This window comes from Bradyrhizobium sp. 604_D8_N2_3, assembly GCF_051810765.1.
GTDB lineage: Bacteria > Pseudomonadota > Alphaproteobacteria > Rhizobiales > Xanthobacteraceae > Bradyrhizobium > Bradyrhizobium barranii.
Genome location: NZ_JBPWPM010000001.1, coordinates 3,144,775 through 3,156,803 on the forward strand (window position 1 = coordinate 3,144,775; position 12,029 = coordinate 3,156,803).

Genomic DNA, 12,029 nt, shown 5'->3' on the forward strand with positions numbered 1-12,029 from the left:
TGCCTGCATAGAACGAATCCTCCGCGGCGTTTGCGCCTCCTCACGGCTTCCGATCGAGATGAACAAGTTCGACCGGCAGAGCAGTTCTGCCGACATTCAGGCTTTGCCTGACGACATTGCCGAAGAGCTGTCCCGCCTTCCCAGCGAGGTCTTGAGCGTCGACGACGCGCCTTCGCTCGCGCCGCCGGCGCCGTTGTCGCAGGACGAGGTCCGGACCATCGTGATCAGCCTGATGCTGACGATGTTCCTGGCTGCGCTCGACCAGACCATCGTCGCGACCGCGCTGCCGACCATCGGGCGCCAGTTTAACGACGTCTCCAACCTCTCCTGGGTCATCACCGCCTATCTGCTCGCCTCGACCGCGGTCGCACCGGTGTTCGGGACGCTGAGCGATATCTACGGCCGCCGCGTGATGATCATCATTTCGCTCAGCCTGTTCGTCGCCGGCTCCGTGCTGTGCGCGATCGCGCCGAACATGCCGATGCTGATCCTGGCGCGCGGCCTTCAGGGCCTCGGCGGCGGCGGCATCATGCCGGTCGTGCAGACCGTGATCTCCGACGTCGTCTCCCCGCGCGAGCGCGGCCAGTACCAGGCCTATTTCTCCAGCGTCTGGATGGTCGGCGGCATTTTGGGCCCGGTCATCGGCGGCGTGTTCGCCGAGCATCTGCACTGGTCGATGATCTTCTGGATCAATCTCCCGCTCGCGGCCGCCGCCATCGCGATGCTGCTGCCGAAGATGAAGAAGATCCCGGTGTTCCACCGCAAGCGCAAGGTCGACTGGCTCGGCGGCGTGCTGCTGATGGCCTCTGCGGTCGTCTTCATGCTGGTGCTGACCTGGGGCGGCACGCGTTATCCGTGGCTCTCGCCGACGGTGCTTGCGATGGTGGGCGGCGCTGTCGCGCTCGCGGTCACCTTCGTGTGGCACGCGCGGCGGGCCGACGAGCCGTTCCTGCCGTTGAAGCTATTGACGGGTTCGGTGGCGCCTTTCGCCATGACGGCCGGTGGCTGCGGGCTCGGTGCGATCACGGGCCTCACCGTGCAGCTGCCGCTCTATTACGAGTCGGTCTACCATCTCAGCGCCAGCGAGGCGGGGCTCGCATTGATTCCGCTCGCGGCGGTCTCGACCTGCGGCGCGGCGATTGCCGGCCGCACCATGGCGCGCGCAAAACACTACAAGCGCGTTGCCATCATCGGCACGTCCTGGGCCGCGCTGTGTGGCCTCGCGCTCACGGTCACCACCTTGCCGCTGTGGGGCTTGCTGATGCTGATGGCCGCGTTTGCGCTCGGCCTCGGCACGACCTTTCCGGTCTGCGTGGTCTCGCTGCAGAATTCGGTCGCGCGCCCGCAAGTCGGCACCATCACCGGCGCGATGAACTTCTTCCGCTCGCTGATGTCCTCGTTCACGGTCGCAGCGTTCGCGGCGATCCTGCTGATCGCGCTCGGCACCGACGTTCCGCTGGCCGGCGAGCATCACGCCGCGGGTGCCATCGCAATTCCCGCCGACGACATGCGCCACGCCTTCCGCTACGTCTTCGGCGCCGCCACCGCGCTGATGACCACCGCCGCGCTCTGCCTGATCATGATGGAGGAGCGGCCACTCGCCGGCCCCTCCGTCACGCAGCAGGTGGAGATGGCGGAGTAGGGGTTAGCCGCCGCGATCGGGATCGTCGTCGGCATCACCTGCGCTCGTCTTTCGCGCCTTCGCCGCGAGCTGTTCCTTGAGCTTCGCGAGTGCTTCGGCGGACCAATCATTCACATCTGTCACCGCAACCCAGGCATCGACGTAATGCTCGGGCGCGTAGACATGGCCAAAGCCCATCGGCGTCGCGGTCGCGACCGCCATGTCGAGGGCGAGCTGCAGCATCGTCACGACAGGATACCATCGCAGCTCCGGCGACACGTCCGGCCCGCGCGGTGCATTCATCCAGTCCGGCGCCTGATAGGCGTCGCGGTAGGCGAAGAAGGTGATCGCGTCGCTGGCATATTGCAGATAGACGACGCGCATCGGCCCCCAGGGCGTATCCGGCGGCACCGTCGGTCCATTCTGGTTCATGAAGCGGACGAGGCGGCCGTCGCGGAATTCCGGGAGCCAGGCCGGCGATCCCGGATTGCGGTTCGCAGTGACCGAGCGCCAGATGCGGCTCTCGAATGGCGCCCCGCTCCACAGCGCGCCGCCAATGGGATCCCCGATCGTCTCGAACAGCTCCGCGGATTTCTCCGAGTTCATGGCGCCGAGGCTCAGTCCGTGCAAATACAGCATCGGCCGCTTGTCCTTCGGCAGCGTCGTCCAGTAGCCGTAGATCTCCGCGAACAACGCGCGCGACGCCTCTGCGCCGTATTCGGGCTGAAACAGCAGCGACAGCGGGCTGTTGAGATAGGAGTACTGCATCGCGACGCTCGCGACATCGCCATGGTGGAGATATTCGACCGTATCCATCGCGGCCGGATCGATCCAGCCAGTGCCGGTCGGCGTGATGACGATCAGGATTTTGCGGTCGAAGCCGTGCTGGCGCTTGAGCTCCTCGAGCGCGAGCCTGGCGCGCGCTTGCGCGGTGTTGCGGCTGCCGAGCCCCACATAGACGCGCACGGGATTCTGCGCGGGCCTTTCCGTGACGGCGCTGATCTCGGCTGCGGTCGGGCTTGAGGCGATGAACCGGCGCCCCATGCGCCCGAGCTCCGTCCACTTCACCAGCGATGCCGGGCTTCCCGTCCGGTCGGCTGCGGTTGGCTGCGGCCGCTCCGGCTCGAACAGAACATCGAGTTCGCGGAAGGAGGAATCGAGTGCGTTGAACGCCGTGCGGATCAGGACATTGCTGGCGATCGACCAGAACAGCAGGGCTGCGACGAGCACGCCGATCACGTTCGCGACCTTCCGCGGAACGAGGCGTCGTGTGCGCGCGGCGAGAAAGCGGGCGACAAGCGCGAACAGCCGCCCCAGCGCCAATAGCACGACGAACGTGATCAGGGCGATGGCGCAGACCTTGAGCGGATGGGCGGTCTCCACCGGCGCCATCTTCATCACGGTGCGGATCGAGTTCTGCCATTCGGCGGTGCGCGCGAGGGCGAGGATGACGACGAGCAAGCACCCGACTGCGACAAGCGCATTCGCAACTGATCTTGCGCGCGCCGAAGGCTCGGGCAGTTCGAGATAGTGCCACAGCCGGCGCCACAGGATTCCGGCGAAATAGCCGATCGCAAAGCAACCGCCGGCGAGGGCGCCTTGCGTGAGATAGCTGCGCGGGATCAGCGTCGGCGTCAGCGCGGCAGCGAAGAACAGCGCACCCAGCATGAGGCCGACGCCGGACAGCGACAGCAATTGTCGCCGAATGAACCGAGCTGGATTCATGAAAGCACCTCCCGAGCCACGCTATCCTCCGGTCGTGTCCGGAAAGCTGCTCTTTCGCGGCAACAGGATCGTGAACTCCGTGAACGCGCCGGGCTCTGTCGTGACGTCGATCGTGCCGCCGTGCTGCTTCACGATGATGTCGTGGCTCATCGACAGCCCGAGACCGGTACCTTCGCCGGCCGGCTTGGTGGTGAAGAACGGATTAAACATCTTCGCCTTCACGTCTTCCGGAATGCCGGTGCCGTTGTCGCGGATGCGGATCTCGATGCTGTCGCCGCGGTCGCGGGTCGCGGCGATCACCACCGGCTCGTAACCGGCGGCGCCGCTGCCCATCTGGCGCCTGGTCACCGCATAGAACCCGTTCGAGATCAGGTTCAAGAGCACCCGGGAAATCTCCTGCGGAAACACCTCCGCCGAACCTGCCGCCGGGTCGAGCTCGCTCTTCAGCGTCACGTCGAAGAGCGGCTTCTCGGCACGCGCGCCGTGATAGGCGAGGTTGAGACTCTCCTCGACCAGCGCGTTGATGTCGCTGAGCCGATGCTCGCCGCCGCCCTCGCGCGAATGCAGCAGCATGTTCTTGACGATGGAATCGGCGCGCCTTCCGTGCTGCACGACCTTTCCAAGATTGTCCCTCAGCAGCCCGGTCAGCTCGTCCACCTCCGCGCGCAGATCGTCGGCGAGCGGGACGGGCGCAAGCACCTCGTTCAGCTCGTCGGTCAGCTCGGCCGAGAGCGAGGCGAAATTGTTGACGAAGTTGAGCGGGTTCTTGATCTCGTGCGCGATGCCGGCGGTGAGCTGGCCGAGCGAGGCCAGCTTTTCGGTCTGGACCAGACGGTCTTGCGCCGCGCGCAAATCGTCGAGCGATCTGGCGAGCTCCCGCGTGCGGTCCTGCACTTCGTTGAACAGGCGGGTGTTCTCGACCGCGATCACGGCCTGGTCGGCAAAGGTCTTGAGCAGGCTGATCGCCTTGTCCGGGAAAGGGCCGGCCTCGCGGCGCGTCACGCCGATGGTTCCGATCGCAATGCCATCGCGCAACATCGGAATCACGAGGATGCTGCGATAGCCGCGCGTCCGCGCCAGCTCCCGCATGGCCTCCGTGAGGTCGGGCTCGTTCTGCATGTCGCTACGGAAGGCGTAGTCACCACTCGTCGCCACCCGGCTGTGAATGCCGGATGCCGCAAGCGGCGCCGGGAACGAGCTACGCAGCTCCGCGTTGCCGGCCTCGTTGTCGGTGGTGAAGGCGGCCAGATGCAGCATGCCGTTGATGACGCGGGTGACGGTGGAGGAATGTCCGCCGACCAGCGCCTTGGCACTGTCGGAGATGGCCTGGAACACCGGCGTGACGTCGGCGGGCGAGGCCGCGATCACCTTGAGGATGTCCGCGGTCGCGGTCTGCCGCTCCAGCGCTTCCCGGGTGGCGTTGAACAGGCTGACATTCTTGACCGCGATCACCGCCTGGTCGGCGAAAGTCTGCAGCAGCCGCACATGATGCTCGGCGAATGCGCCGGTCGTCCGCCGCGTGGCGATGATGACGCCTTTGGCCTCGCCCTCGCTCATCAGCGGCGTGAACAGCATGCTGCGAAAGCCGCGGGCGCGCGCGATGTCGCGTGCCGCCGGCTCGAGCTCGGTATCCGGCAGCTGCGCCGATTCACCATGGGCCGTGAGCTGGTACGCCGGGAACTGCGCGAACGGCACCGGAAACGAGGCCTGGAGCACGCGGTCGCCGGCCGGATCGCCCGGCGTGAATGCCACGAGGTGCGCGGCGCCGTCGACATAGCGCAGCACCGCGGTGGAGAAGCCGCCGATCAGCCGGTTGGCGTTGGCGGCGACGGCGTCGAACACCGGCTGCACGTCGGAGGGCGAACTCGCCAGCACTTTCAGAATGTCGGCGGTCGCGGTCTGCCGTTCCAGTGATTCCCGCGTCTCGTTGAACAGGCGCGCGTTCTCGATCGCGATCGCGGCCTGGTCGGCAAAGCTCTGTTGCAGCGCCATCTCATCATCGGTGAAGGGCGCGAGGCGGTCGCGGTAGACGATTAACGCGCCGATCGCCTTGCCTTCAAGCCGCAGCGGCGAGCCGGACATCGAACGCGTGCCGGCGGCGCGAGCGTGAGGCATGCCGGGCCAGTCGGCGATGGCCGGATCGACATTGTCGAGATCGGGAACATGAACCTGCCGGTTCTCGGCCACGATGGTGCCGGGCATGTTGCGGCCGCCGATCTTGAGCTGGGCGAGCGGCACGCCGGCGCCGACGCGCATGGAGCTGTCGCCGACCCGGATCACCCTGGACCACCCGTCGCCTTCCGCAATGTGAATGGTGGCGCTCGGCGCGCCGAACAGATGCATGGTCGCTTCCGCGATCTGTTGCAGCGAGCTCTCCGCATCGCCCGAGGAGTTGGCGATGGTGCGCAGGATCTCCATGCTGGCGTTCTGGCGGTCGCGCGCAATGGCAAGCTCGGCTCGCAGGCGGGCATTCTCGCCCGCTTGGGATCGCAATTGCCGTTCGAGCTCGGCGGCCTTGTCCTGGGGAGGCGCGGTCATTGATAATCCGGCTAAGCGCCGCGACGTACGCGGTACCAAGCCCGATTATCACATCTCCTGCGGCCGGAGCCAGCGCCGTGCCCCCGCCTTGGTGCAAACGGCTCACGTGCCCGGCCGCGACACCTCGGTCTCCTTGCTGGTGATGAACTCCAGCAGCACCGGCACGCCTTCCTTCGTCTTCTGGATGCCGCGCTTGATCGCGGGGATGATGTCCTCCGGCCGCGTCACCCGCTCGCCATGGCCGCCAAAGGCGCGCGCCATTGCGGCATAGTCGCCGGAGATGTCGGTCGAGCGATATTTCTCGGTCGAGATCGGCATCACCTTCAGTTCGATCGCCATCGAGAAATTGTTCAGCAGGATCGACATGATCGGGATGCGCTCGCGCACCGCGGTCTCGAAATCCATGCCGGTGAAACCGATGGCCGCGTCGCCCCAGACATTGATGCAGAGCTTGTCGGGCTTTGCGAGTTTTGCGCCCATCGCGAGCCCAAGGCCGTAGCCGAGCTGCGTCGTCTTGCCCCAGCCGAGATAGGTGAGGGGCTCGACCGCCTTCCAGAACGGCGAGAGCTGGTCGCGCGGACTGCCGGCATCGTGGGTGATGATGGTGTTCTTGATATCGACGGTGTGCTGGAGGTCCCAGAGCACGCGATAGGGGCTGAGCGGCGCGTCATTGCTGGTGAGTTTTGGCATCCATTTCGCCAGCCACTCCTTGTGCGAAGCGGCGATCTCGGCCGCGACCGCTGATGCATCGCGATCCTTCGTGACGGTCTTGCCGATCTCCTCCAGCAGCGCATCGAGCACGAGGCCGGCATCGCCGACGAGGCCGACCTTGGCTTCCACATCCTTGTTGAGATGGTTCGGATCGAGCGTGGAGTGGATGATGGTCTTGCCCTTCGGCATCGCGACGCCGAAACTGGTTTCCGTGAACGAGCAGCCGATGCCGAAGATGACGTCGGCCTCAGCGAGGAATTTGGGGACCGCGCGCGGCACCGCGAGGCCGCCCGAGCCGAGCGATAGCGGATGCGTTTCCGGGAACGATGATTTGCCCCCTAAACTGGTGGTGACGGGAATGGCGAGCCGCTCGGCGAGCCGCTTCAATTGCGGCCAGGCCTGCGCGTAGTGCACGCCCTGGCCGGCATAGATCACGGGACGCTTCGCGTTGACGAGCAGAGCTGCTGCCTCCTTCACATGAACAGGATCGGCGCCGTAGCGCGTGCGCAGCACCGGCGTGTAGTTCAGCGGCTCCGGCACCTCCTCGTTCCACATGTCGGCGGGGATCTCGACGATGACGGGCCCGCCGCGGCCGTTCTTGAGCTTGGTGAAGGCACGGCGAAAAATGTTGGTGACCTCCGCAGCCAGGATGATCGGCTCGGACGATTTCGAAAACGCCTTCATCGCCTCGCTGGAATTGAAGTTCGGCTCGATATGCGCAAGCCTGCGCTGATAGCCCATCGGCAGCACCAGCACGGGCACGGATTCGCCGTAGCATTGCGCAACGCCGCCCATCGCGTTTTCGGCGCCCGGCCCGTGCTGCATGCAGAACGCGCCGATCGATCGCCCCGACGTCACCCGCGAGATCGCGTCCGCCATGTGCACCCCGACGCGCTCCTGCCGCACCATCACCGGCCGGATCTCGGCCTTGGCCGCGTGCTCGATCAGATGGTTGACCGGATAGCCGCAGAGGATCTCGATCCCCTCGCGCTTCATGATTTCCGCAATGGCGGTGCCGAGCTTCATGGCGTCTCTCTCCTCAGGCTTGGCCGGTTGCTCCGGCCGATTGGGGAGAGAGGATCAGGAATTTGCAGGAGGGTAAAGCACGGGTGGGCGACGGGCGCGGTAGGTCAGCCATGCAGCGAGCTGCCGTAGCCTGGATAGGGCGACTTGTCCGCCGTAGCTCGAAGAGCGAAGGCGGAAGCGCAATCCGGGCTACAAACGTCCTACTTGCAGTTTTTGCAGATCGTCAGCTTTCGTTTCAGCGCCTCGTCTTCCTGATCGACCGATGACTGGCCGCCGAGGCCATTTGTATCGGGATTGGACGTGGAATTGGACTTGGCGCCCTTTGCTGCGCGTGACCTCACGGGCGGCGTCACCTGGCTTGAGGCGTCATTGTCGTCGACGGTGCCTACGCTGAAGCCATCGTAGTCGGCGGCCGGATTAGGCATCGGCGGAGGCCCGCCGATCACAGGGGGCGAAGCCTCCCTGCCGGATGTCGCCGGCGGAATTCTGGAAGTTTTGGCGCTCGCGCGCGGTGGCGATGCATTGGGCGGGGCAAGCGAAACCGGAGGCGCGACCGAAGTCTGTCCTCTCGCGCTGTCGTGCGACCAGGCGCCGACAAACATGAGGCTGAGAGCCAAGACCGTCGCGCTTCTCATCCGAATCCTTCAAATCGCTCTGGCCCAATGATTGAGCATGGCCCGTCGAACCACGCCGGGCCGAAGACTATCAGGACTCAAAAGGCCGTCAAAGCGCGGGAGCGCGAGGATGTGGTTGCTTGAAGGACGTTGCGTAGCGTCCGGGACACGATTTTGAGTGCTTTACGGGCCACCCACCGTCATTGCGAGCGCAGCGAGGTAATCCAGAATTCCTCCGCGGGAGGACTCTGGATTGCTTCGCTGCGCTCGCAATGACGAGATCGCGGAAGGAGCATGCGCTGACGGCCGCACCCGAGCCGGCGCGTGCAGGGACGTCGCCTCAGGCCAGGGCGGCCGTTACGAGGCGGCCGTTACTTCAGCGACGAGCTGATCGAGTTGAACTTGTTGTTGAGGAGCTGGCTGCCCGTGTTGTTCACGACGGTCACGATCGCCAGCGCAATGCCGGCGGCAATCAGGCCGTATTCGATGGCGGTTGCGCCAGTCTCATCGGCAAGGAAAGACCTAAGCAAAGTCATTGCCAACTCCTCTTCATCCGATCCAATGTGTGGCAGCGTCGTTTTCGGACTGGTAAATAGATCGAATAGATTTTTCTGCGCGACGGAAGAATGAAGCCCGGGCGGCCGCGCCTCCGTCACATACGATGGCATCCATTAAATTAAGGTTCCATCGATCCATCCAAATGGATTCAAATCGACCGCCCTCCGCAAGGACGCGCGGAAGCCGCGGTGTCTGTCAGGGCGTGATGGTCGGGCCCGGTGCGGCGGGGAGGCGGCGCTTCAGCACGGTCGCGAGACGGCCGACGAAGTCCTTCATCGTGCCCGGCTGCGGCTGCGGCCGCGGCGCGGTGCTCGCCGCCTGCTCGTGATCAGGCGCGTCGTTCACGATGCTGATGTAGTTCTTTCTGACGTCCTGCTGCACGGGGGCACGCGAACCTTGGCTCGATCGGAGCCGGAACCATGCTGCGCATAAGGGGAACCAACGGTTAATTTTGTCGCCCGTAGGAATACCCTGTCGTGCTGGACACGAGGGCGCCGATTAACGGTTTGTTGAGCCTGTTCGTCACGGTCGGCACGGATGCCTGCCCGGGATGACTACCAGGGACGACAACCAAGGCGCTCATCGGCCGCGGCCGTCCGCATTCAGCGCCCGCAACATCGCGATGCGGGCGAACATTACCCAGCCGCCGCCTGTCTCGGCTGCGTTGATCAAGGTCTCGATGGCGGTCTGCCAGTGCGTCTCGTGCTGCAAGTCTTCAGGCAGCTGCATGATGTAGTCCGCCGCGTCTTGCAGCGTCAGCAGCTTGCGCTTGTGGCTTACGCGAACAGGATCGTCGAACGCCGTCGACCAGGGCATGTCAGGCCGGCCGATCGGCGAGGGGAGACATCACGGCGCGATGGCAGACGCGGATTGCGTCTAACCGGCCTTCTTCGCCCGCGCCGGCGCGCGCACCGGCTTGTCGGCCTTCTTGGGCGGCGCTTCCTTGGCTGCTGCAGTCTTGCCGCCCTTGCCGGTGATCGGCAGCAGCATCTCGCGCTGGCCCTCGACGCGCTTCTTCGGCTTCTTGCCCTTGACGGTCTCCCTGACGGGCTCCTTGGCGGCCTTGGCCGCGGGCGCCATGTCCTTCTCGCTGGCGATGCTCTTCTTCAGCGCGTCCATCAGGTTGATGACGTTGCCGCCGGTCTTCGGCGCGGCCTTCGCCGCGATCGGTGCACCGCTGCGCTTCTTGTTGATGAGGTCGATCAGCGCCGTCTCGTAATGGTCCTCGAACAGCTCGGGCTCGAACGCGCCGGATTTCTTTTCGACGATGTGCTTGGCAAGGTCGAGCATGTCCCTGGTCAGCTTCACGTCCTGGATGTCGTCGAAATATTCCTTCTCGCTGCGGACCTCGTAGGGATAGCGGAGCAGCGTGCCCATCAGGCCGCTCTCGAGCGGCTCCAGCGCGATGATGTGCTCGCGGTTGGTCAGCACGACGCGGCCGATCGCGACCTTGTCCATGCTGCGGATGGTCTCGCGGATCACCGCGAAGGCGTCGTGGCCGACCTTGCCGTCAGGCACGAGATAGTAAGGGCGGATCAAATAGCGGCTGTCGATATCGGTCTTCGGCACGAACTCGTCGATCTCGATCGTGTGCGTGGAGTCCAGCGCGATGTCGTCGAGTTCGTCCTTGGTGACCTCGATATAGGTGTCGGTGTCGACCTTGTAGCCCTTGACGATGTCCTCGGAGGTCACCTCGTCGCCGGTCTCGGCGTCGACCTTGAGGTACTTGATCCGGTGGCCGGTCTTGCGGTTGATCTGGTTGAACGAGACCTTCTCGGTATCCGAAGTGGCCGGATACAGCGCGACCGGGCAGGTCACGAGCGACAGACGCAGAAAACCCTTCCAATTGGCGCGGGGGGCCATGGGCTACTCCAAACGCAACGGGGACAGAGGACGAGGATACCATCGGGGAACAACGAATCATAGCAAGGCGGATTGCGGAATCTTGCAACTGCGTTAACCGGCCGCCCGGCGCGCGGTTGCAGCCCGATGCAGCGGCAAAAACCGGAACATCATATCCAATCACGCGTTGGCTCAAGACATCAGGCCGCGAGGAGGTCGCGACCACCGCAGCCGACATCCAGAGATTGAGGGCATTATGGCAGCCACGCGAGAGCACGATCAGATCGTCGAAACCGCCACCGAGGCGCGTCAGGGCGAACCCGGGCCGTCAGTGGCGGCGCTGCTTACCATCTCGACCGGGCTCGCGATCCTGATCCTTGCCGTCATCTGGTTCGTGTTCTTCCGGACCTGACGGCCGATCGACGGGACGGTTCGGACCTTCCGACTCGCCGCGTAACGCGGCACATTGCGCCCGCCACGCCCGCCGGCTCGTCCGGTGGCTGCCTGGCGGGCGCCGTCGCGTCGGCGCTTGAGAAGCTCTATATGACCAAAAAGTAACGCGGCCGGTTCCCCGTGTTCATATTCAGTTCACGCCGGAATTGCTCATCTCTGGCGATCGATTGTGCAGTCTATTTCTGGAGAGAAGCGTGCGCCTGCTTGTTGTTGAGGACGACCCCGATCTCAATCGGCAGCTCACCAAGGCGCTGACCGACGCCGGCTACGTCGTCGACCGTGCCTTCGACGGCGAGGAGGGGCATTATCTCGGCGATAATGAGCCCTACGATGCCGTTGTGCTCGACATCGGCCTGCCGAAGAAGGACGGCATCTCGGTGCTGGAAGCCTGGCGCCGCAACGGCCGCACCATGCCGGTCCTGATCCTCACCGCGCGTGACCGCTGGAGCGACAAGGTCCAGGGGTTCGATGCCGGCGCCGACGATTACGTGCCGAAGCCGTTCCATCTGGAGGAGGTGCTGGCGCGCATCCGCGCGCTGCTGCGCCGCTCCACCGGCCATGCCCAGAGCGAATTGAGTTGCGGCCCCGTCACGCTCGACACCAGGACCGGGCGGGTCAGCGTCTCCGGCAATCCCGTCAAGATGACCTCGCACGAATATCGGCTTCTGGCCTACCTGATGCACCATTCGGGGCGCGTCGTGTCCCGCACCGAGCTGGTCGAGCACCTCTACGACCAGGACTTCGACCGCGACTCCAACACCATCGAGGTTTTCGTCGGCCGCATCCGCAAGAAGCTCGACGTCGACATCATCCAGACCGTCCGCGGCCTCGGCTATCTCCTGACCCCGCCGCCTGCTCCCGGCGCTTGAGGCGTCAGGACTTGACGGCCGGCCGAACAGGGGCCTTGGTCCGGTCATGACGTCCGACGCCCCGCCCCCCTG

10 protein-coding genes and 1 pseudogene are annotated in these 12,029 nt (G+C 65.0%); 3 read left to right on the forward strand and 8 right to left on the reverse strand.

Annotation, left to right across the window (positions count from 1 at the left end):
• The first annotated feature begins 58 nt into the window (after positions 1-58).
• Complete coding sequence (locus tag AB7245_RS14925; protein WP_085402730.1) at positions 59-1,642, forward strand: MDR family MFS transporter; 1,584 nt, start codon at positions 59-61, stop codon at positions 1,640-1,642.
• Positions 1,643-1,645: 3 nt separating this feature from the next.
• Here the strand turns inward: AB7245_RS14925 and AB7245_RS14930 are convergent, their stop codons facing one another.
• The 8 genes and pseudogenes from AB7245_RS14930 to AB7245_RS14965 all read right to left on the reverse strand — a co-directional run bounded on the left by AB7245_RS14930 (position 1,646) and on the right by AB7245_RS14965 (position 10,656).
• Positions 1,646-3,346, reverse strand: coding sequence for an alpha/beta hydrolase (locus AB7245_RS14930; RefSeq protein WP_085402731.1), 1,701 nt, complete (start codon positions 3,344-3,346; stop codon positions 1,646-1,648).
• Between the two features lie 21 nt (positions 3,347-3,367).
• Positions 3,368-5,884, reverse strand: coding sequence for a GAF domain-containing protein (locus tag AB7245_RS14935; protein ID WP_085402732.1), 2,517 nt, complete (start codon positions 5,882-5,884; stop codon positions 3,368-3,370).
• A 102-nt stretch (positions 5,885-5,986) separates the two neighbouring features.
• Positions 5,987-7,630: pseudogene (locus AB7245_RS14940) on the reverse strand (thiamine pyrophosphate-requiring protein); the annotation flags it as partial.
• Between the two features lie 191 nt (positions 7,631-7,821).
• Positions 7,822-8,256, reverse strand: a complete 435-nt coding sequence (locus AB7245_RS14945; RefSeq protein ID WP_085402734.1) for a hypothetical protein — start codon at positions 8,254-8,256, stop codon at positions 7,822-7,824.
• A 350-nt stretch (positions 8,257-8,606) separates the two neighbouring features.
• Positions 8,607-8,771 carry a Flp family type IVb pilin gene (locus AB7245_RS14950; RefSeq protein ID WP_014496710.1) on the reverse strand — a complete coding sequence of 55 codons (165 nt, stop codon included), beginning with the start codon at positions 8,769-8,771 and terminating at the stop codon, positions 8,607-8,609.
• 217 nt (positions 8,772-8,988) lie between these two features.
• Positions 8,989-9,174 carry a hypothetical protein gene (locus AB7245_RS14955; protein ID WP_085402735.1) on the reverse strand — a complete coding sequence of 62 codons (186 nt, stop codon included), beginning with the start codon at positions 9,172-9,174 and terminating at the stop codon, positions 8,989-8,991.
• Positions 9,175-9,372: 198 nt separating this feature from the next.
• Positions 9,373-9,609 (reverse strand): hypothetical protein, encoded by a 237-nt coding sequence (locus AB7245_RS14960; protein WP_085402736.1) that lies wholly within the window; start codon positions 9,607-9,609, stop codon positions 9,373-9,375.
• Between the two features lie 60 nt (positions 9,610-9,669).
• Positions 9,670-10,656: a non-homologous end joining protein Ku gene (locus AB7245_RS14965; protein ID WP_085402737.1), complete on the reverse strand. Its 987-nt coding sequence runs from the start codon at positions 10,654-10,656 to the stop codon at positions 9,670-9,672.
• Between the two features lie 235 nt (positions 10,657-10,891).
• Between AB7245_RS14965 and AB7245_RS14970 the strand changes: the two genes are divergently transcribed.
• Both AB7245_RS14970 and AB7245_RS14975 read left to right on the forward strand, forming a co-directional pair.
• Positions 10,892-11,047: a hypothetical protein gene (locus tag AB7245_RS14970; RefSeq protein ID WP_166351390.1), complete on the forward strand. Its 156-nt coding sequence runs from the start codon at positions 10,892-10,894 to the stop codon at positions 11,045-11,047.
• A gap of 235 nt (positions 11,048-11,282) precedes the next feature.
• Positions 11,283-11,957 (forward strand): response regulator transcription factor, encoded by a 675-nt coding sequence (locus AB7245_RS14975; RefSeq protein WP_014496705.1) that lies wholly within the window; start codon positions 11,283-11,285, stop codon positions 11,955-11,957.
• Positions 11,958-12,029 lie beyond the last annotated feature (72 nt).

Excerpts from the sequence above, each read along its gene's own strand:
- AB7245_RS14965 (WP_085402737.1), bottom strand. The coding sequence starts at position 10,656 with ATGGCCCCCCGCGCCAATTGGAAGGGTTTTCTGCGTCTGTCGCTCGTG.
- AB7245_RS14970 (WP_166351390.1), top strand. The coding sequence starts at position 10,892 with ATGGCAGCCACGCGAGAGCACGATCAGATCGTCGAAACCGCCACCGAG.
- AB7245_RS14950 (WP_014496710.1), bottom strand. The coding sequence starts at position 8,771 with ATGACTTTGCTTAGGTCTTTCCTTGCCGATGAGACTGGCGCAACCGCC.
- AB7245_RS14960 (WP_085402736.1), bottom strand. The coding sequence starts at position 9,609 with ATGCCCTGGTCGACGGCGTTCGACGATCCTGTTCGCGTAAGCCACAAG.
- AB7245_RS14945 (WP_085402734.1), bottom strand. The coding sequence starts at position 8,256 with ATGAGAAGCGCGACGGTCTTGGCTCTCAGCCTCATGTTTGTCGGCGCC.
- AB7245_RS14925 (WP_085402730.1), top strand. The coding sequence starts at position 59 with ATGAACAAGTTCGACCGGCAGAGCAGTTCTGCCGACATTCAGGCTTTG.
- AB7245_RS14930 (WP_085402731.1), bottom strand. The coding sequence starts at position 3,346 with ATGAATCCAGCTCGGTTCATTCGGCGACAATTGCTGTCGCTGTCCGGC.
- AB7245_RS14935 (WP_085402732.1), bottom strand. The coding sequence starts at position 5,884 with ATGACCGCGCCTCCCCAGGACAAGGCCGCCGAGCTCGAACGGCAATTG.